Here is a 19,360-nt window from a genome sequence, read left to right on the forward strand (position 1 = left end):
CGGGCGAGCGGGAGCGGAACCATGGCAGCCAAGGACGACAAGACGGGGGCGAAGAAGGGCGGCGGCAAGGGCTGGATCCTGGCCCTCGCCCTGACCAGCCTCGTCGCCATCGGCACGGGCGGCGGCCTGGGCATGTACCTCCTGTCCACCGTCGAGAAGGCGGTGGACGTGAAGAAGAAGGACGAGGACGACAAGGCGGTGAAGGTCCTGAAATACACCGGCGACGTGGCCCTGCGCAGCGTCGGCTCGGTGGTGACCAACCTCGCCGACAGCAACGATGCCTGGGTCCGCCTCGAATCCTCGGTCGTGTTCAAGACCGGCTCCGTGCCGAACCCGGACGTGGCGCTCGCCGAGATCCGCTCCGACATCGTCGCCTACCTGCGCACCGTCTCCCTGAAGCAGCTCGAGGGCGCCAGCGGGCTCCTGCACCTGCGCGAGGACCTCAACGAGCGGGTGGCCCTGCGCACGAAGGGGCAGGTCCGCGAGCTGATCGTCGAGATGCTGGTGGTGCAGTAGGGCGCCGTCGCCGGAGCCTCGTCACCCTCGGCCGCTGGAAAGAACCATGAAACCGCTCACCACCGCAGGCCTCGTCCTCGCCGCCGGCCTCGCCCTCACGGGGCCGGCGCTGGCCCAGTCGGCCACGGGCCTGCCCGCCCTCGATGCGCTGCTGCCGGCCGGAAACGGGGCGGCGAGCGGGCGCATCCTGCAGCTCGTGGCGCTGCTCACCGTGCTGTCGCTGGCCCCCGGCCTCCTCGTCATGGTGACGAGCTTCACCCGGTTCGCCATCGCATTCTCGTTCCTGCGCTCGGGCCTTGGCCTCCAGAGCACGCCCGCCAACATCTTCCTCGTCAGCCTGTCGCTGTTCATGACCTTCTACGTCATGGCGCCGACCTTCGACCGCGCCTGGAACGAGGGCCTGCGGCCGCTCACCGAGAACCGGATCTCCGAGACGGAGGCCATCCCCAAGCTCGTCGAGCCGTTCCGGGAATTCATGACCCAGCACGTCCGCCCGAAGGACCTGCAGACCTTCACGGACCTGGCCAGCCGCAACATCCCGAAGGCCGAGGGCGGGGAAAAGATCGACCTGCGCATCCTGATCCCGGCCTTCATGATCTCGGAACTGCGCCGCGGCTTCGAAATCGGCTTCCTGATCGCCCTGCCGTTCCTGGTCATCGACATGATCGTCTCCACCATCGTCATGTCGATGGGCATGATGATGCTGCCGCCCACCGTGATCTCGCTGCCGTTCAAGGTGCTGTTCTTCATCCTGATCGATGGCTGGAACATGCTGGTCGGCGGCTTGGTGCGCTCGTTCTTCTGACGGGGCGCTCGTCCGCCGGTCATGAACTGCGGAACGACTTGTCGCTCCGACCCAATAAGGGATCGCTTTGTTCCTTTAACAAGACTGAAATGCTGATCACCAGTACAGGGCCGACGCTCTGTTTTTCGTAATCCAAATCACCGGTATCCTGTATCGTGCACCCGTGCGGTTGGATTGCGGAGATGTTTGATGTTTCAGTCCTGTTCCTGTTCGGCGAACCATTCCGGCGACTGCACGGGACCGGACGACCTGGGCCGGCGCGCCTTCCTGGCCAGGGCCGTCGGGGTCGGGATGTCCCTGGCCGTGGCACCCGGCGCCGTTGCGCAGGCGGCCCCGGTTCCCCCCGGCCGGACGGCGTTCATGGAGGAGGCGACCCGGCTCGCGATCGAATCCGTCGCGAAGGGGTGGGGTGGGCCGTTCGGCGCCGTGATCGTAAAGGACGGGGAGATCATCGGGCGCGGCCAGAATCGCGTGCTGCTGACCGGCATTCCGGTCTTCCACGCGGAAATCACCGCCATCATGGATGCCTCTGCCCGGCTCAACCCGAAGGCCTTGCTCGGCAGCGATTACGGGGCGGGCACGATCCTGGAGATGATCCGGCGTGAGCCCGGCTCGCCCGATCCGGTGGCCGAGCGGGCCAAGATGCTCAAGGGCTGCGAGATCTACATCAACGGTGCGCCCTGCCCGATGTGCATGAGCGCCATCTACTGGTCGCGCATCGACCACGTCTACTTCGCGGCCAGCCTGGAGGACACGAGCAAGATCGGCTTCGACGACGCCTTTCAGTACGAGGATATCGCCAAGCCCTGGGATCAGCGCCGCATCCGGGTCAGCGAGAACTTCGAGCGCGAGACGGGGCTGAAGGCCTACGAAGCCTGGATGAACAAGGCGGACCGCCACCCCTACTGATCGCGCGGCGGCGACGGCGCAATCTCCGCGCAAGGCTGGCGGGCGATGGGACGCTATCGGATCGCGGATCCGTAGCGGAGCAGCCCACCGAATGTCCGGTCTTCAGCACGCCGAACGGCTCTGGAACAACATCCTCGCGCTCGGCGGCCGGCGGATCGCCGCCCTGTCGCTGATCGGCGTGGTGGTCTTCCTCGCCGTCGGCCTCGGCGCCTTCTACCTCAGCCGGCCCGCCCAGGAGACGCTCTACACGGGGCTGAGCCGCGAGGATGTCGGCCGCATCGGCAGCGTGCTCAAGGACGCCAACATCCCCTTCGACGTCAGCGCCGACGGTGCGGCGGTGCTGGTCGCCTACGGCCACACGGCCCAGGCCCGGATGCTGCTCGCCGAGAAGGGCCTGCCGCAGAGCTCCAAGGCCGGCTACGAGCTCTTCAACGATCTCGGCTCCCTCGGCATGACCTCCTTCATGCAGGAGGTGACCCGCGTGCGCGCCCTGGAGGGTGAGATCGCCCGCACGATCCAGGGCATGAAGGGCGTCAAGGCCGCCCGCGTGCACATCGTCCTGCCCGATCGCGGCTCGTTCCGCCGCGACCAGCAGCCCCCCTCCGCCTCGGTGGTGGTGCGGACCGAGCCCGCCGACGACGTCAGCGGCGCCCAGTCGATCCGCCACCTCGTCGCCTCCGCGGTGCCCGGCATGAAGCCCGACCGCGTCACCGTGATCGGCTCGGACGGCTCGCTTCTGCTCTCGGGGGACGATGCCAACGCAGTGCCCACCGGCAAGATGGCGACCCTGGAGAAGACCATCGGCCACGAGGTCCAGGACAACATTCGCCGGACCCTGACTCCCTATCTCGGCGTCGGCAACTTCGAGGTCAGCGTCGCGGCGCGTCTGAACACCGACAAGACCGTGCAGAACGAGACGATCTTCAACCCCGACCAGCGCGTCGAGCGCTCGACCCGGGCCGTGCGCGAGACCGAGAACTCGCAGAACCGCAACGCCGCCCAGCGGCCCACCACCACGCAGCAGAACCTGCCCGACCAGCGCGCCCGCTCGGATGGCGGCGACACCGCCAGCAACGAGACGCAGAAGCGCGAGGATCTGACGAACTACGAGATCTCCTCGAAGACGATCCAGACGGTGAGCGACGGCTACAACATCAAGCAGATCTCGGTGGCGGTCCTCGTCAACCGCGCCCGCCTCACCGCCCTGGCCGGGCCGGATGCCAGCAAGGCCGCCATCGACGCGCAGGTCGCCGAGATCGAGCAACTCGTCGGCTCCGCCGCGGGCTTCAACAAGGAGCGCGGCGACAACGTGAAGGTCGCCGCCGTCGGCTTCGTCAACGACGGGCAGCCCCTGGAGCCGGTGGCCCCCCTCAGCCTCACCGACGTGCTGATGCGCCAGTCGGCCACCCTGATCAACGCCGGGACCATCCTGCTGGTCGCGGGCCTGCTGATCTGGTTCGGCCTGCGCCCCGCCATGCGGGCCATCCTGGAGATCCCGGCCGCCCAGCAGGAGGAGGCCCGCGCCCTGGCCGCGGCGGCAGAGGCCCAGGCTCTCGCCGCAGCCGCGCCGAATGCGGCGCTCGCCGGTCCCAACGCCGCCCTCGGCGCCGATCCGGACGCGGTCCCGAGCCTCGCGGCGCCCGGCCAGAGCCCGGTCGCCAGCATGATCGAGGACCTCACCGAGAAACTGAATCGTTCGCCCCAGAAGAGACTTGAGCAGATGATCGAGGCCGACGAGGCGCAGGCCGCCGAGATCCTGAAGCGCTGGCTCCTGCGTGAGGCCGCGTGATGGCCCCCGCGATCGCCCGCCTCCTTCCCGATTTTTCCGACGCCGTCGTGCCGGTCCGCGGCGCTCCGGCCCCCCGCGCCGCCGCGCCTGCCGCTGCCGCTGCCGCGACGCCCCGTCCCTCCGAAGGCCTCGCGGCCCTGCTGCGCCGGCCCGTGGAACCGCCGGAGGACCGCGAGGCCCTGCTCCGCGCCGCCGAGGCAAGGGGCCTGGAGCGCGGACGCGAACTCGGTCGGGCCGAGGCCGCCGCCGAATCCGCCTCGGTGATCGCCTGCCTGCAGGCGGATCACGAGGCCCGCCTCGTCGAGATGCGCCAGGCTTGGTGCGTGGACGAGGGCGACCGCCTGGCGGCCGGCTTCTCCGACGCGCTCCAGGCCCTCGGCGCTGGGCTCACCGACCGGGTCGGGCATCTGCTCGTGCCCGTGCTGACCGAGGCCCTGCGCCGCCAGGCGGTCGACGAGCTGGCCCAGAGCCTCGCCCGCATCCTCGGCGATGCCCGTGCGCCCGTGCGGGTGAGCGGACCGGCCGACATTCTCGACGCCGTGGCAGGCAAGCTCGGCCCCTTCGAGGCCACCGTCGCGTTCCAGCCCTCCGACGCCGTCGACGTCTCGGTGCAGGCCGACCAGACCGTGATCGAGACCCAGCTCGGCGCCTGGGGCCGCCTGATGACCGCTGCGGTCCAGGGAGCCTGACCCGATGGCGGACGAGGGCCACCACGAGATCATCATCATCAAGCGCCACGGCGACCACGAGGACGGTCACCACGGCGGCGCCTGGAAGATCGCGCTCGCCGACTTCATGACCGCCATGATGGCGCTGTTCCTGGTGCTGTGGCTGATCGGCTCCACCACCAAGGAGACCAAGTCGGCCATCGCCGAGTACTTCAACCCGGTGAAGCTCGCCGACGTGAGCTTCGATCGCAAGGGCCTGCGCGATCCCCAGAACAAGCCCGGCGAGCCCACGCCCGATGAAGGCAAGCCCGACGGCGGCACCGGCGACAGCAGCGCCGAGGGCAAGGGCGGGAAGTCCGACGCCAAGTCGGACGCCAAGACCGACGGCAAGGGCGCGTCCGGCCCGCCGGGCAGCCGTGCCCGCGAGGCGGCCCTGTTCCAGGATCCATACGCGGTCCTGGCCAAGCTCGCCGCCGAGCTCGAACCCGGCCCGGAGACGGCCTCGGCCGACGCGGTGGTGACCGAGACCGGCGAGCCCGGCATCAAGGGCGGCGAGGCGGCCCGCGATCCCTTCGATCCGCTCTACTGGCAGGTGGCGCCGCTCGCCAAGACGCGCACCGAGCAGGCCGGGTCCACCGGCACGGTGACGCCCCTGCCGCAGGAAACCCGCCCCGACGTGCGCGCGGCCGCCCCCGGGGCGAAGCCCGCGGCGATCAAGGTCGCCTCGGCCCTGCCGGGCGAGACCGACGCCAAGGTGATGGCTCTGCTTGCCAAGGCCGAAGCGCCCGGGGACGCGAAGGCGGAGGCCAGATCCGCTGCCGACAAGTCCGCCGCCGACAAGGCTACCGTCGAGAAGGCTGCCGCCGACAAGGCCGCCGTCGACAAGGTTGCCGTCGAGAAGGCCGCCGTCGAGACGGTGCCGGCGGGGGCCAGATCCGCCGAGGCCAAATCCGCGGATGCGGCCCGGCAGGCGGCCGATGCCGCCGAGACCGCGACGATGGCCGAGATCAAGGCCGAGATCGCCAAGGCCCTGCCGACGCAGGGCGGCGCTCCGGCGCCCCACATGGAGGTCCGCCGCACCGGCGAGGGCATCCTCATCAGCCTCACCGACGAGGTGAACTTCGCAATGTTCAGCGTCGGCTCGGCCGAGCCGCAGGCCAAGGTGGTGCGGGCCCTGGAGCAGGTCGCCCGCATCCTCAAGGACCGGCCCGGCCGGATCGTCGTGCGCGGCCACACCGATGCGCGCCCCTTCCGCTCCGAGGTCTACGACAACTGGCGGCTGTCCTCGGCCCGGGCGCAGATGGCCTCCTACATGTTGGTGCGCGGCGGGGTGCCCGATGCGCGCCTGGAACGCATCGAGGGCTATGCCGACCGTCAGCCGCGCAATCCCGCCGATCCGAAGGCGGCCGAGAACCGGCGCATCGAGATCCTGCTGCGGGCGCGGCCCGAGTGATGCGGGCCGCCGGGCTGCGCCGCGCGTGGATCGCCTGCCTCCTGCTCGCCGGCCTGGGCTTCGTCCCGGCCGCCTGGGGCGCGGAGTCCCACGGCGGGGGCGATCATGGCGCGGGTGGCGATCAGGGAGGCGGGCACGGCGCCGCCCCGGCCGCCCCGATCGAGCCCCTGCCGGTGGCCCCGCGCACGGTTCCGGTGGAGCTGGTGCGCACGCTGCAGCTGCTCCAGGACCGGATCGCCCAGGGCTCGGCCCAGGCCCATCACGGCCAGCGCGCCTTCCTGTCCCTGGCGGAATCACGCATGATCGGCCTCGATCCCGAGGTCTGGGCCGACCCCGTCAGCGTGCACGCCGCGGTGACCTTCGGGCTCGGCGGCGGCGGGCCGGCGCTGCTGCGCCACCTCGTCGCCTCGGGCAAGGTGCCGGAGGCCGAGCGGCCGGTGGTGTTCGGCGCGCTCGCCTATCTCGAGGGACGCGAGAAGGAGGCCCGCGCCCTCCTCGTGAAGATCGACCCGCTCACGGTTCCGGTGAGCCTCGGCGCGCAGCTCGCCCTGGCGCAATCCGCCCTGGTGGTGCGGGACGACCCCACGCAGTCGATCCGGCTCCTCGACCTCGCGCGCCTGCTCGCCCCCGGGACCCTGGTGGAGGAGGGGGCGCTGCGCCGCGAGATCTTCGTGCTGGCCCAGGCCAACGACCTGGTGAAATTCGAGACCCTGGCGGTGCAGTACCTGCGGCGCTTCCGCCACTCGGTCTATGCCGGCAACTTCCGCCAGCGCTTCGCCGCCGCGCTCACCCGCCTCGACTTCGCCGGCGACGACGTCCGCTTCGCCCGCCTGCAGGCCATGCTCGACGAGATCGAGCTCGAGGGGCGGCGCGAGCTCTACCTCCTCCTGGCCCGGGCCGCCCTCGATCAGGGCAAGACCACCACGGCGGTGTTCTCCGCCGAGCGCGGCGTCACCCTGGCGGAATCCGGCTCGCCGGAGATGGTGCGCGCGCGCCTCTACCGGGCGGCGGCCCTCCTCGTCGTGGAGGGGCGCTTCGACGACTCCGTCGAGACCCTGCGGATGACCGACCGTGCCGTGCTGGACGCGGCCGACCGCGACCTCCTGGACGCCGCGCTCTCGACCGCGCGGGAGATCCGGGCCGGGCCGCCCGCCCCGATGCCGGTCCGGGCGGAACCGACGGGTCCCCGCGTCCTGCCGGTCGCGCCATCCATCGCCCGGGCGCAGGACGCCATCGGGCGCATCGACGAGATCATGCGCAGGAGCGAGCGTTGAATACCCTCGGTGCCACCTCTCCCGGTCCCCGCGCTCTGCCGGACGCGCCTGGCCCCCGCAGCGCGGGCGCGGAGACGCTGGAGGCGAGCCGCGACGCCTTCGGGGCCGTGCTCGGCGCCCTCGCGGGTGGACGCAACGCCGACGCGACGACCACGCCCGAGCCCGACCGTCCGGGACGCCGCCGCGACGACGAGGCCGCCCCGGCACCGTCCGGCGAGGAGACGGATCCCCTGGCCCTGCTCGCCCTCGTGGTTCCGACGGCCGTCCCCGCCGGCGCCCCGGCCCCGAAGCCGCAGGCGATCTCCCTCGAGACCCTGGTCGCCCGCGCCCTGCCGGCTCAGGCCCCGGGGCAGGCCGTGACCGCCGGGCCGGCGACCCCGCCCGCGGGAGCCGACGGCTTGGCCGGGACGGACCTATTAGCAGGGACGGACCCGCTGGCTGGGACGAACCCGCTGGCCGGGCCGAGCCTGCTCGCCGGGACCGATCCGCGCGCGGCCGGCCTCGTGCCGCAGGCCGCGAGCGCCGAGGCGCGGCCCCGGATCGCCGTGCTCCAGCGCGAGACCCACTTCGCGCCGGTGCTCCCGAGCCTCGTCGGCGGATCGCCGGCGGCCGTCCCGGGGCCGGGTGCGTCCGGCCTGCCGACTGCCGCGGCCCTCCTGCCCGATGCCGCGGGGGGCCAGGCCCCCGGCGGAGCCGCCGCTGCGGCCGGACCGGGGCCGGGTCCCATCCTCCCGATGCCGGCCCTGCCGTCGGCCGGCCCGGCGAGCCCGCCCGCATCGGGCGCTCCAGTCCCTCCGGCGCAGCCCGCCGCGCCGCCGCCGGCCCTCGCGGCTCCGGCACCAGCTCCGGCGCCGGTCACACTCGCCTCCCCTGCCGCTTCTGCCGCGGCTGCCTCTGCTGCTGCCGCTGCCGCTCCCCCGCGCGCACCTGGGTCGCCCACGGGCGACGGCGCGGTGCCCAGGCGCGATCCGGTCCGTGGCGGCGAGGGACCGGTCGCGGCCGAACGGCCTGCCGCGACGCCGTCGCCGATCCTGCGCGTCGAACCGGTCGCGGCGCCCATCGAGGCCGGCACCGCGGCCGCGCGCGCGGCCCGCGGCGGTCTCGAGCCGGCCCTCCCGGGCGCTGCCGAAGCGAACCTGTCCACCACCCCGTCCCTGCCGGCCGGGGCCCTGTCCGGCCCGGCCGCCGCGCCGGCCCAGCAGGTGGCCTCGGCCGTCCTGGCGGAACTGCCGCGCGGACCGGCCGGGGTCGTCCCCGGCGCGTTGCCCGGAGCTCCGGCCGGGGAGGGACCCCTGAAGCTCCTCACGCTGCAGCTTCATCCGGCGGATCTCGGCACCGTGCTGGTGCGGATGCGCCTGCGCGACGGGCAGCTCGAGATGAACCTGCAGGCCAGCCGCGAGGATTCGGCGCGCCTGCTCCGCGAGGGCGGCGAGGTCCTCAACGACCTCCTGCGCCAGGGCGGCTACCGGCCCGAGAGCGTCACCGTCACCGTCACGTCGGCCTCGGCCGAGAGCCGGGGCGAATCGGGGAATCCAGGCTCGCAACAGGGACAGGGCGCACAGGGCTTCCCGGGTCAGGGCGAGTCCGGCGCGAACCAGGGCCGCCCCACCCAGGACCAGGCCGGGCGCCGGTCCTCCCCGGGCGGCGATCCGGCCGCCTCCGACCTCCACGAGCGGAAGCATGAGAGCGTTTCGAGCAGCCCTGATCGCAGCGGCGTTTACCTTTAACCCCAGCCTGGGCCTCCCCGGGCTGGCCGTGCCCGGACCGGGCGCGGCCCTGGCCAACAGCGCCCCCCCTATGCCGGGAAAGGCCGCGGCGCTGCCGGCCTCGGCCAATATCTGCGAGCGCGAGATGGCGGGGGCCTCGGCCAAGCACGGGGTTCCGCTCGGCGTCCTCTACGCCGTCGGCCTCACGGAGAGCGGCAAGCGCGGCTCGCTGCAGCCCTACGCCATGAACATCCAGGGCCGGGCCTATTTCGGCACCAGCGCCGCCGACGTGATGAGCCAGCTCGCCCAGGCGTGGGCGAGCGGGATCAAGCTCGTCGACCTCGGCTGCATGCAGATCAACCATCATTATCACCGCGAGAAGTTCACCAGCCTGGAGGCGATGATCGACCCGCGCCAGAACGTCGAGTACGCGACCTTGTTCCTGAAGCAGCTGAAGGCGCGCGAGGGCAGCTGGACCCTGGCGGTGGCGCGCTATCATGCGGGTCCGAACAACAATCCGGCCCAGAAGCAGTATGTCTGCCGGGTCATCACCAACATGGTGGCCACGGGCTTCGGCGCCTGGACGCCGGCCGCGCGCAGCTTCTGCCAGTAGGCCGCTGCTGACGGTCGCGCGCGCTCGCGAACGCCGCCGGATCGTCCCTCGCGTCATGTCCGAGACCCCGGGGCCGGACGGCCTCCGGGGCCTGCGAAGTGGCTCCGACTTTGCGAGCGCCCCGGCTCAGGAAGGAACCCGAATGGCCTTTGTCTGCACCATCCCGGCGGTCGCCACCCTCCAGCAGGACGACGCGACCCTGCGCATCACGCGCTGGGATTTCGCCCCCGGCGCGGTCACCGGCTGGCACGAGCACGGCTGGCCCTACTTCGTCGTGATGCTGGTGGCCGGAACCCTCAGGGTGCATGACGGCGACCGGGTCACCGACAGCGCGCTGGAGGCCGGACAGGCCTATAGCCGCCCGGCCGGCATCCGGCACGATGTGATGAATGGCTCCGACCACCCGATCGCCTTCATCGAGATCGAGGTGAAGCGTCCCGAGGCCCTCGTGACGCGCGCGGCGCCCGGCGCGGAGCCGTCCCTGCCCGCACGATCCTGAACGCTCGTCCCGGGCCCGGCCGGCCCGCTAGGCGGACGCGGCCCATCGCTCCTGCATCAGCTGCATCGACGGCGGCAGGCCGAGGACGCGGCGATAGACGGCGATGCGCCGCAAGGCCTTGCGCTGTTCCTCACCCGGTTGGGCCAGGTACAGCCGCTCGGCGGAGCCCAGCAGCATATCTGCGTCGCGGGCTGGCAGGACGGCCAGGGTATGTAGCGCGGGGAGAGCCGACTGGGACATACGCATGAAGGCGGAACGTCCGTCGTCGTCGCTTGAGACCGTCACGGATGTGTGAGCGGGGCAACATGGTGAACAAGTTCTCCAGCCCATCGACGTTCGGGGCCGACGATGCGTCCGTGCCTGCCGGCTGAATCACCGCGCAGGCGCCGCGAGATCAGCGGCCGGTGCTCGAGGCCCCCGATGCAAGCACGGGGCGGCGCAAGACGCGGTGGATGCTAAGTAAAGCCGGGGCGTGTGCTGTTTCTCACCGGCAAACATCAAAATACAATTGAAGCGCGCGAAAATTAAATTTGGCCGGCCAATTCCTCAATTTGACGACCATGCGCCCATAACATGGCTCCGGGCCCATATCCCCGGCGACCCCTCCTCTGGAGCATGCGCTATAGTGGCTGGACTTCTCGGGGCGCGCATTATGGTGCGTTGCAAAATCAGCAAGTCGCAGCGCACAAAAATGTGGTTCTATCTCCTCAACGGCGGGCACGTTGCCAGCCAAACCGGAGATTTCAGATGCGCGCGACCCGCCTCTTCGCCTTGACCGTCCTCGCCTCCGCCACCTTCGCCACGGGCGCGGCCATGGCGGGTGAGGCCCTCTACCTGACGCCTCCGCTGTTCCGCGAGCAGGCACGCGACACCCAGCAGGTGCGCAGCCTCGGCGACCTGACCACCACGCCTCAGCCCGTCGCTCCGGCGAAGTCCGGCACCGCCGCGCAGAGCGCGCAGGCCGGCAGCGAAGTCGAGACGACCGGTTCTTTCTGAAGCCGCGACCGACGGCCTGGACCCTGCGGTCCGTTCGCTGACGTCGTCGAACACGGGCTCATCGCGCGATCCCCCCGGGATCCGCCTCGGTGAGCCCGTTGCGTTGCAAACCCGCGTCGCGCGGGCGCCCTTGATGCGCGCGGCTCAGGCGCCGGCCGCTCGCCGCGCCGGCCTCAGCCGACGAAGGTGTAGCCCATGAAGCGCTTGGCCTCGATCGGGTCGTAGCCGAGGCGCTGGCTGAGCTTCCTGCGCAGCTTGCTGACGTGGCCCTCGATGACGCTCTCCTCGACGCCGTTGCTGTAGACGCCGTAGACGATGTTGTAGATCTGCGACTTGGTCATCCGCCGGCCCCGGTTGCGCACCAGGCACTCGAGGATGTGGCGCTCGCGCCGCGGCAGGGGCAGCACCTCGCCGTCCACCTCGGGGTCGCGGCCGTCGAAATGCACCTTCAGGCGCTCGGGCTCGGGCGGCGCCTCGCGGACCGGGCCCGCCTGGGCATTCACCCGGCGCCAGATCGCCTCGGAGCGTGCCAGGATCTCACGGATATGGACGGGCTTGGGCAGCACGTCGTCGATGCCCGCCTCGAAGAGCTGCAGGGTCTGGTCGAGGGAGCGCACGTCGCTCAGGGCGATGATGGGTGCGCGCGACAGCTTGCGGATCAGGGTGGCGCACTTCGCCCGGCCCTCGAAATCGCCCAGGAGGAAGCCCTGGATCGCCTCGCGGTCGACCCGGGAGGAGGACTGGAACCAGTGGGTGAATTCCTGCGGGTCGAGGCCGAGGGAAGAGATGCCCTCGCGGTCGAAGCTCGCCTTGTAGCCGGAATTCACCGAAGGCCGCTCGTCGACCAGGACATACATCGGCAATCTCCGGATGATCTTGCGACGGTCAGGGTGTGTGCTGGGTTACGGTCAGGAAGCGAAACAATCAGGGGTCGTTGCGGAGCCTGCACTTCACTCCGCAAGTCCAGCCCGACTGATCGAGTCGCCCATCATTCAGCAATGTCGGGCATCGCCGGCACCGTCAATGACGTTCGGATCACACGCAGATGTGATCGCGCGATCGGTGCGTCGGCAAACTGTCGCGGTGCGGGTGAGGGGCGGCGCGGCCGGACCCGTTCGATCCTGCCGGGTCGATTCTGCGGAGTTGATTCTGCGGAGTCGAACCAGGCTGTCCGCCCGGCCGTCGCTCAGGCGGCGGCGCGGGTCAGTCGGGCCTCGGCCAGGGCGGTCTCGAAGCCGTCGAGGCAGAAGCTCGGGCCTTGGTCGGCCAGGATCCGCTGGATCGCGACGCCGACGTAGACGCCGTCGAGGATGAGCTTGAAGAACACCGTCACGGGTTCGCTGACGAACTCCATGTCGAGCACCACGGTGAGCGAGCGGCCCCAGTCGAACCGGACGTCGGCCCCATCCGCGTAGGCGATGGTCGCTTCCTTGAAATACGGCTCCGCGGAGGAGGCGACGAGGTCGGCGATGTTCCCGTGCCGGGCGGCCTGCACCCAGCCGATCAGGATGCCGCCGTCGAGGAGGCACAGCTCGGCGATGAAGTCCCGGATCGCGTTGGCGAACACGCGCTCGGCATCGGCGAGCACGTCCGGAACGTCCACGGAGAGGGCTCCGGGGGAAGAGGACGCTTCGGTCATCAGCGAGCCTTCGAGAACAGGAAGAACAGGATCTGAGCCACTGCGCTGTAGAACTCCGCGGGAATCATCTGGTCCACCTCGACACTGTCGTACAGGGACCTTGCGAGAGGCTTGTCTTCCACGACCGCAATGCCGTTCGCTTCGGCGATTTCTCTGATGCGGAGCGCCACGAGGTCCTTCCCCTTGGCGAGAACGAGAGGCGCAGGTTGCTCATCTCGCGCATACCGGAGCGCGATAGCGTAGTGCGTCGGGTTCGCGATGACCACAGTGGCCTGCTTCACGTTCGCAAGCATCCGCTTGCGGGAGCGGTCCTGGGCCAGGGAGCGCAGGCGGCTCTTCACCAGGGGATCGCCCTCGGTCTGCTTGTGCTCGTCCTTGAGGTCCTGCTTCGACATCCGCAGCGAGCGCTGCCAGCGCAGGCGCGACCAGACCAGGTCGATGGCCACGATGACGATGGTGGCGATGCAGACGACCGAGACCAGCCGGATCGAGACGGTGAGGATGAGATCCGGGATCTGGCTCGGGTCGGCGAACATGGCACTCACGGCTTTGCGGCCCTCCGAGCGCAGGAGCAGCAGGCAGACGAGACTGATGCCTAAAAATTTAAGGACCGATTTCAGGAACTCGACCTGACCCGATTTTCCGAAGATTCGTCCCCAGCCCGCGGCCGGCGAGATGCGCGACCATTGCGGACGGATGCGTTCGCCCACGAGGCTCGGCACGTTCTGGATCAGGGCGGAGACGAGGCCGCAGAGTCCGAGGATCAGGACCACAGGGATCAGGAAGCGCGCGGCCGCCATCGCGGTTCCTTCGAGAATCCGGGCGACGTCCTGGTTGTTCTCCAGGGCGAAGTCGCGGGGATGGTCGAGGAAGGGCGCGAGCGACTGCAGCAGGGGCGTGACCGCGTCGCGCACGACGAAGCTGAGGACGATGAGCAGGCCGAGGATGGAGGCGAAGATCGGGGCCTCCCGGGAGAACGGGACGTCGCCCTTCTCGACGGCCTCCCGGATCTTCCGCTCGGAGGCGGCTTCGGTCTTGCTCTCCTGATCCTCGTCGGACATCGCGGTGCCGGGTCAGGCCTCCGTCCCTAGCGGACGAGGGCCTCGACCTCGTCCCCGGAATTGATTTCCAGCTCGCCGCGCCCGGCCATCTCGAGGGCGAGGTCGGTGATGCTGCGGCGGGCCTCCGTCACGTCCTTCTGCGCCGCCGGCTCGCCGCCGTTCAGCTCGTGCTCGACCATGCGGCGGACGCGGGCGGAGAGGGCGCTGAGGATGACGCTGCGGAACTCGGTGTCGGTGCCCTTGAGCGCCAGGACCAGGCGGTCGTTGGGCACGGCGTCGAACAGCGTGGTCCGGGCCCGGGGCTGGAGCTTGACGATGTCGTCGAAGGTGAAGAGCAGGCCCTTCAGGATCTCCACGGATTTCGGGCGCGACTCGGACAGGCTGGTGAGCACCTCGTCGATCTGGGTCCGCTCCATCTTGTTGATGATGTCGGCCATCTTCGCGTGGGTGTCGGCGCCGCCGTTGCGGGCGCCGCTGGCGAGCAGGTCCTCGTGCAGGGCGCGCTCGACGGTGGCGATGACCTCGTCGCAGACCGGCTTGAAGCTCAGCATCCGCCGCATCACCGTGTTGCGGGTGGGCTGGGGCAGGTGGGCCATCACCTTGGCGGCCGCCGCGGGCTTCAGGCGGGACAGCACGAGGGCCGCGGTCTGGGGGTGCTCCTTGATCAGGTAGCTCGCGATCACCCCCTCGGAGACCGTGGTCAGGCGCTCCCAGACCGAGCGCGTGGCATCGCCCCGGACATCGGCCAGGATCTCGGCGACCTGGTCGGCGGGGAGCAGGCCGGTGAGGAGCTTCTCCACCTCCGACGCGGTGCCGACGAGGCGCCCGTCCGCGGCGAACTCGTGCGAGAACATCTCGACGATGTCGTCGAGCTGGTGGGCGCTGACGGTGCCGAGCTGGGTCGCCGAGCGCGTGATGCGCCGGATCTCGTCGGGATCGAAGTATTTCAGCAGGCGTCCGGCCGCCGGCTTGCCCATGGCGAGCAGCAGGGCCGCGACCTCGTCCACGGGGTTGAGGTGCCGGAGGACGCCCTGCGTCCGGTGGGGGATCGGCACGCTCGCCACGGGTTCGTCCTCAGCCGTTCTGGCCGGCATCGGCCGGGCCGACGATCTCGGTCAGGGAGACCCCGAAGCGGGAATTGTCCTCCTCGACCACGACGATCTCGCCCCGGGCCACGACGCGGCCGTTGACGGTGACGTCCACGGGCTCGCCGACCCGGTGGTCGAGGGGCACGATGGCGCCGCGCCCGAGCTTCATCAGGTTGGCCACCGGCATCGTCGCCGAGCCGAGGACCACCTGGATCAGCACCGGGATGCGCAGGATCGAATCGAGGTTGCGGCCATCGCCGATCCGCGCGTCGCCCGCCTCCGGCCCCGCGGAGGCGACGCCGGGTGAGACGGTCGGCGAAACGGTCGGAAAGACCGGGGCGGTGCCGGTGGACGCGAGGTCCGCATCGTCGAAGGGGCTGTTGCTCATCGTCCGCTCGTCAGGGGCTGCAATCGAACGTCAGGGGAAGAGTCGTCTGGCAGCGGAAGGGAAAGGATCGGGGAAAGTCGGCCGGGGCGCAAGCCGATCGGCCGGCCTCAGCCGAGTTGGGTGGCGCGTGTGGCCGCAAGATCGCGTCGGCTGGCCTCCAGCTCGGCGAGGGTCTGGCGCGCCTCGCCGATGCGCTGGTCGAGGGCCTCCAGGATCTCGCGTCCCTCGGTGCTGAAGTTGCGGACCGCATCGCCCGCCTGGGCCAGGGCCTGGCCCGACTGCGTCAGGATGCGGCCGTACTCGGCCTGGGTCCGGTCGAGGCGCTTCAGCTTGAGGTACATCGGCACCACGCAGGCGCTCGTCGCCACCAGGGCCACGAGCAGAATGGTGTCAACCCACGGTGTCATCGGGTGTGCCTTCCTTGTCCTGTGCGATGGCCTCGTCGACCCGCAGCACGTAGGAGCCCTGGGCCTGGCCCATGTGGCACCAGAACAGCGGGCGGTCGTTGCCCTCGAGCTTCACCCGCGTCGACGGCGTGGCGTCGAGGCCGATGATCTGGCCGACCTTGAGGTCGGCGATCTCGCCCAGCGTCAGCAGGCGCTCCTCGAGCACCGCCCGCAGGGTGACCTCCGCCTTCTGGACCTCGGCGGCGATCTGCTGCGTCCATTTCGGGTCGCGGGCGGCCGTGTCGCCGGTGAGCACCTTGGACAGGGCCGGCCGCATCGGATTGATCACCGACTGGGGCAGGATGAGGAACATCTCGCCGCCGCGGTTGAGCGCCTGGATCGTGAACTTGGCCTCCACCGCCTTGTTGTTGCGTCCGCCGATCACGGCGAATTCCATCCGGGTCTCGGTCCGCTCCAGGCGGAACGGCGTCGCGGAGACCAGGGAGAACGACGATTCGAGCGCGCGGCCGACCTGTTCGAGGATGGTCTGCGCCAGCCGGATCTCGAGGCTGGAGAAGGCGCGCTCGTCCTCCACCGGCGGCTCGCCCCCGTCGCTGCCGAACAGGGCCTCCACCATGGTGAAGAGGAAGTCCCGGTCGAGGCCGACCAGGATGTGGCTGTCCCATTCGGGGGCGTGGAAGATGCCCGCCACCGCGTTGTTCTCGTAGGCGTCGAGCATCTCGCCGAAGCGGCCGCTCGCGAAGCCGTTGAAGGCGAAGTAGACCGGCGAGGCGACGAGGGGCTTGAGGTTGTCCGAGCAGCCCGAGGTGAGCCGGTCGAACACCACGTTCAGCATCGGCATCCGGTCGAGGGACAGGCCCCCGGCCTCGATCAGGCGGGCGCGGATGTCGGCGGCGTTCCCGGTGGGGCCGTCCATGCTCAGGCGGCCTCCCGCTGCGCGCCGCCGGTGACGGTGGCGTTCTCGACCTCGTCGATGGTCGGACGGTCGCCGAGCGAGATGCCCTTGCGTCCGTGCTCGACGGCGATCTGCGGCACCGCTCCGCTCATGTAGGCGATCAGGCTCTGCTTCACGATGATGTAGACGTGGTTCTGCTTCTCGCGGATGGTCTTGATCTTGATCGCGAAGGGGGCGAGCACGCCGTAGGACATGAACACGCCGAAGAATGTCCCCACGAGTGCGGCGCCGATGAGGCCGCCGAGGATCTGCGGCGACTGGTCCAGGGCGCCCATCGCCTTCACGATGCCGAGCACCGCCGCCACGATGCCCAGCGCCGGCATCGCCTCGGCCACCGTGGTCACGGCGCCGTAGGGCTTGAGGCGGTCCTTGCGGTAGCCGCTGATCTCCTCGTCCATCAGCGCCTCGATCTCGTGGGCGCGGGCATTGCCGATCAGGATCAGGCGGGCATAGTCGCAGATGAACAGCACGAGGTCGGCGTTCTTGGCCACGTCCGGGTAGGCCTTGAAGATCTCCGAATTGGCCGGGTCGTCGAGATGCGGCTCGACCTCGTTGCGGGGCTTGGTCTTCAGCTCGCGGATCAGGGCATGCAGCAGGCCCAGGAGGGCGAGGTAGTCCTTGCGCTTGGGCACCTTGCCGGTGAGCGCGTCGAGGCTGGCCTTGCCCGTATCGACCACCGTCTTCATCGGGTTGGCCATGACGAAGGTGCCGGCGCCCATGCCGCCGATGATGACGAACTCCCAGGGCTGCCAGAGCACGACGAGGTGGCCGCCCATGGCGACGAAGCCGCCGAGCATGCAGCCGATTGCGATGACGAGGCCGATCAGAACGCCCAAGGCTCAAAGCCTCCGATGGGGATGTGGAATCCGATGCCGTCGACCTACGCAGGATGGCTTGCGCGGGGCTGGATGGATGATGCGCGGGAAAACGCACCGTCGGCCGGGCCGCGCGTTAGGGAGGGACCCGACACCGCAGCGAGACACGCCATGAGCAGCAGCGCGACCCCCGACAACGACCACGAGCCCGCCACCGTCAACGTCTCGGAGCCCTGGACCCTGGCCTACTGGGCCCGCCGCTTCGAGGTGCCGCGCGAGGAGGTCGAGGCCGCCGTGGCCGCGGTCGGCCACGAGCCCGAGAAGGTCGCCGCCCGGCTCGGCCGACCCTGGCCCTTCGAGGGCAGCGGCATCGTGTGAGGCGCAGGCCTCAGCGGCGCCCGGTGGAGCCGAAGCCGCCGGTGCCGCGGCTGCCGGCTTCCCCGGGCGGCGCCGCGTCATCGGCGGCCTCGCGAATCGTCAGCGTCGGCCGGGTGACGCGGGTGAAGACGAGCTGGGCGATGCGGTCGCCGGGCGCGATGCGCAGGCCGGCCCCGCCGGGATTGCGGTTCCAGGCCGAGATCATCAGCGGCCCCTCGTAATCGGCGTCGATCACGCCGGTGCCGTTGCCGAGGACGAGGCCCTCGCGATGGCCGAGCCCGGAGCGCGGGAAGATCAGTCCGCACCAGCCCGGGTCGCGGATGGCCAGGCTGAAGCCCGCCGGGATCAGGGCCGGCGGGCCCTGGGGCGCCAGCTCGAGCTCGGTTTCGAGGCAGGCATGCAGGTCGAGGCCCGCGGCGGCCGCCGAGCCCCAGCGCGGGAAGCCCCAGCCGGAGAGGCGTCCGTCGAGGAGGCGGATCTCGACGGCGAGGGCCGCGCTCACGCCGTCCGGGCCGCGATGGCGTCGGCCAGGGCCACGGTCCGCGTCGCCTCCGCGGCGTGCAGGCGCTCCACCATCTTGCCGTCGAGGCCGATGACGCCGCGGGTGCGGTTCTCCGGCTCGGCGAAGGCGGCGAGGATGCGCCGGGCCCAGGCGATCTCGGCCGCGTCGGGGCCGAAGGCGGCGTTGGCCGGGGCGATCTGGTCGGGATGGATCAGCATCTTGCCGTCGAAGCCGCAATCGCGGCCCTGCGCGCACTCGGCTGCGAAGCCCTCCGCATCGCGAAAGTCGTTGTAGATGCCGTCGATCACGTCGATCTCGAAGGCGCGCCCGGCGGCGATCACGCTCATCAGCCAGGGCAGCAGGGCCGGGCGGCCCGGCACGCCGAGGCGCAGCCGGCTGGCCTTGGCGAGATCGTTCGGCCCCACCATGAGGCAGGCGAGCCGGGTGTCGACGTCCCGGGCCGAGCTGGCGATGTCGGCGAGGTGCAGGATCGCCATCGGGCTCTCGATCATCGCCCAGGTCCGGGTCCGGTCCGGGGCGCCGAGGCGGCGCAGGCGCGAGCCCACGGCCACCAGGGCATCCGCCCCCGTCACCTTCGGCACCACGATCGCGTCCGGCCCGGCCGGCGCGATGGCGGCGAGGTCGTCCTCGCCGTAGGGCGTGTCGAGGGCGTTGATCCGCACCACGACCTCGCGCGGCCCGAAGCCGCCCTCGGACACGGCGCGGGCCACGGCCTCGCGCGTCGCGGCGCGGGTCTCGGGTGCCACCCCATCCTCGAGGTCGATCATCACCACGTCGGTGGGGAGCGTGCGCGCCTTCACGAGGAGGCGCGGGTTCGACCCCGGCATGGCCAGGACGCTACGGCGCGGGCGGATCTCGGTCATGGGGCATCCCTTGAG

General features: G+C 70.7%; 23 protein-coding genes. 12 read left to right on the plus strand and 11 right to left on the minus strand.

Annotated elements, in window-relative coordinates:
• Positions 1–21 precede the first annotated feature (21 nt).
• The 10 genes from CRT23_RS17765 to CRT23_RS17810 all read left to right on the plus strand — a co-directional run bounded on the left by CRT23_RS17765 (position 22) and on the right by CRT23_RS17810 (position 10,232).
• Positions 22–516 carry a flagellar basal body-associated FliL family protein gene (locus tag CRT23_RS17765; RefSeq protein WP_055957341.1) on the plus strand — a complete coding sequence of 165 codons (495 nt, stop codon included), beginning with the start codon at positions 22–24 and terminating at the stop codon, positions 514–516.
• Between the two features lie 46 nt (positions 517–562).
• Positions 563–1,321 (plus strand): flagellar type III secretion system pore protein FliP, encoded by a 759-nt coding sequence (fliP, locus tag CRT23_RS17770; protein WP_055957338.1) that lies wholly within the window; start codon positions 563–565, stop codon positions 1,319–1,321.
• Positions 1,322–1,510: 189 nt separating this feature from the next.
• Positions 1,511–2,230, plus strand: a complete 720-nt coding sequence (locus CRT23_RS17775) for a nucleoside deaminase (RefSeq protein WP_103710721.1) — start codon at positions 1,511–1,513, stop codon at positions 2,228–2,230.
• Between the two features lie 91 nt (positions 2,231–2,321).
• Positions 2,322–4,019, plus strand: coding sequence for a flagellar basal-body MS-ring/collar protein FliF (fliF, locus tag CRT23_RS17780; protein WP_055957336.1), 1,698 nt, complete (start codon positions 2,322–2,324; stop codon positions 4,017–4,019).
• The gene (locus CRT23_RS17785) at positions 4,019–4,708 is read left to right on the plus strand and encodes a hypothetical protein (protein ID WP_103710722.1); all 690 of its coding nucleotides are present in this window, start codon (positions 4,019–4,021) and stop codon (positions 4,706–4,708) included. The genes fliF and CRT23_RS17785 overlap by 1 nt, the downstream gene beginning before the upstream one ends.
• Before the next feature lie 4 nt (positions 4,709–4,712).
• Positions 4,713–6,140, plus strand: a complete 1,428-nt coding sequence (locus tag CRT23_RS17790) for a MotB family protein (protein WP_103710723.1) — start codon at positions 4,713–4,715, stop codon at positions 6,138–6,140.
• On the plus strand, positions 6,140–7,414 hold the full coding sequence (locus tag CRT23_RS17795; RefSeq protein ID WP_103710724.1) for a chemotaxis protein MotC: 1,275 nt from the start codon (positions 6,140–6,142) through the stop codon (positions 7,412–7,414). Before CRT23_RS17790 ends, CRT23_RS17795 begins: the two co-directional genes overlap by 1 nt.
• On the plus strand, positions 7,411–9,141 hold the full coding sequence (locus CRT23_RS17800) for a flagellar hook-length control protein FliK (protein WP_103710725.1): 1,731 nt from the start codon (positions 7,411–7,413) through the stop codon (positions 9,139–9,141). The genes CRT23_RS17795 and CRT23_RS17800 overlap by 4 nt, the downstream gene beginning before the upstream one ends.
• Positions 9,142–9,211: 70 nt before the next feature.
• Complete coding sequence (locus tag CRT23_RS17805) at positions 9,212–9,733, plus strand: transglycosylase SLT domain-containing protein (protein WP_245436330.1); 522 nt, start codon at positions 9,212–9,214, stop codon at positions 9,731–9,733.
• Positions 9,734–9,875: 142 nt separating this feature from the next.
• The gene (locus tag CRT23_RS17810; protein ID WP_055957323.1) at positions 9,876–10,232 is read left to right on the plus strand and encodes a cupin domain-containing protein; all 357 of its coding nucleotides are present in this window, start codon (positions 9,876–9,878) and stop codon (positions 10,230–10,232) included.
• Between the two features lie 27 nt (positions 10,233–10,259).
• Here the strand turns inward: CRT23_RS17810 and CRT23_RS17815 are convergent, their stop codons facing one another.
• Entirely contained in the window at positions 10,260–10,478 is a 219-nt protein-coding gene (locus CRT23_RS17815) for a hypothetical protein (RefSeq protein ID WP_146056414.1), read from the minus strand.
• A gap of 501 nt (positions 10,479–10,979) precedes the next feature.
• Between CRT23_RS17815 and CRT23_RS17820 the strand changes: the two genes are divergently transcribed.
• Positions 10,980–11,228: a hypothetical protein gene (locus CRT23_RS17820; protein WP_103710728.1), complete on the plus strand. Its 249-nt coding sequence runs from the start codon at positions 10,980–10,982 to the stop codon at positions 11,226–11,228.
• A gap of 173 nt (positions 11,229–11,401) precedes the next feature.
• On the opposite strand, the gene CRT23_RS17825 is transcribed toward CRT23_RS17820, so the two are convergent.
• From CRT23_RS17825 to motA, 8 genes are all read right to left on the minus strand, one after another.
• Positions 11,402–12,085, minus strand: coding sequence for a response regulator transcription factor (locus CRT23_RS17825; protein ID WP_103710729.1), 684 nt, complete (start codon positions 12,083–12,085; stop codon positions 11,402–11,404).
• 329 nt (positions 12,086–12,414) lie between these two features.
• Positions 12,415–12,831 carry a hypothetical protein gene (locus tag CRT23_RS17830; protein WP_245436323.1) on the minus strand — a complete coding sequence of 139 codons (417 nt, stop codon included), beginning with the start codon at positions 12,829–12,831 and terminating at the stop codon, positions 12,415–12,417.
• 35 nt (positions 12,832–12,866) lie between these two features.
• Positions 12,867–13,928 (minus strand): flagellar biosynthesis protein FlhB, encoded by a 1,062-nt coding sequence (gene flhB, locus CRT23_RS17835; RefSeq protein WP_055957312.1) that lies wholly within the window; start codon positions 13,926–13,928, stop codon positions 12,867–12,869.
• Positions 13,929–13,954: 26 nt separating this feature from the next.
• Positions 13,955–14,992, minus strand: coding sequence for a flagellar motor switch protein FliG (locus CRT23_RS17840; protein ID WP_245436324.1), 1,038 nt, complete (start codon positions 14,990–14,992; stop codon positions 13,955–13,957).
• 10 nt (positions 14,993–15,002) lie between these two features.
• A complete protein-coding gene (gene fliN, locus CRT23_RS17845; RefSeq protein ID WP_055957308.1) occupies positions 15,003–15,404 on the minus strand; it encodes a flagellar motor switch protein FliN in 402 nt (133 codons plus the stop codon).
• A gap of 107 nt (positions 15,405–15,511) precedes the next feature.
• Positions 15,512–15,811 (minus strand): hypothetical protein, encoded by a 300-nt coding sequence (locus tag CRT23_RS17850; protein ID WP_055957304.1) that lies wholly within the window; start codon positions 15,809–15,811, stop codon positions 15,512–15,514.
• On the minus strand, positions 15,795–16,727 hold the full coding sequence (locus tag CRT23_RS17855) for a FliM/FliN family flagellar motor switch protein (RefSeq protein ID WP_103710732.1): 933 nt from the start codon (positions 16,725–16,727) through the stop codon (positions 15,795–15,797). Before CRT23_RS17855 ends, CRT23_RS17850 begins: the two co-directional genes overlap by 17 nt.
• Before the next feature lie 2 nt (positions 16,728–16,729).
• On the minus strand, positions 16,730–17,602 hold the full coding sequence (gene motA / locus CRT23_RS17860; RefSeq protein WP_103710734.1) for a flagellar motor stator protein MotA: 873 nt from the start codon (positions 17,600–17,602) through the stop codon (positions 16,730–16,732).
• A 150-nt stretch (positions 17,603–17,752) separates the two neighbouring features.
• On the opposite strand from motA, the gene CRT23_RS17865 reads away from it, so the two are divergent.
• Positions 17,753–17,959, plus strand: coding sequence for a DUF3606 domain-containing protein (locus CRT23_RS17865; RefSeq protein ID WP_103710735.1), 207 nt, complete (start codon positions 17,753–17,755; stop codon positions 17,957–17,959).
• A 10-nt stretch (positions 17,960–17,969) separates the two neighbouring features.
• Here CRT23_RS17865 and dut read toward each other — a convergent pair whose 3' ends face one another.
• Entirely contained in the window at positions 17,970–18,461 is a 492-nt protein-coding gene (dut, locus tag CRT23_RS17870; protein WP_103710737.1) for a dUTP diphosphatase, read from the minus strand.
• Complete coding sequence (locus tag CRT23_RS17875; RefSeq protein WP_103710738.1) at positions 18,458–19,345, minus strand: CoA ester lyase; 888 nt, start codon at positions 19,343–19,345, stop codon at positions 18,458–18,460. Before CRT23_RS17875 ends, dut begins: the two co-directional genes overlap by 4 nt.
• Positions 19,346–19,360 lie beyond the last annotated feature (15 nt).

The organism is Methylobacterium sp. V23, assembly GCF_002917135.1.
Lineage (GTDB): Bacteria > Pseudomonadota > Alphaproteobacteria > Rhizobiales > Beijerinckiaceae > Methylobacterium.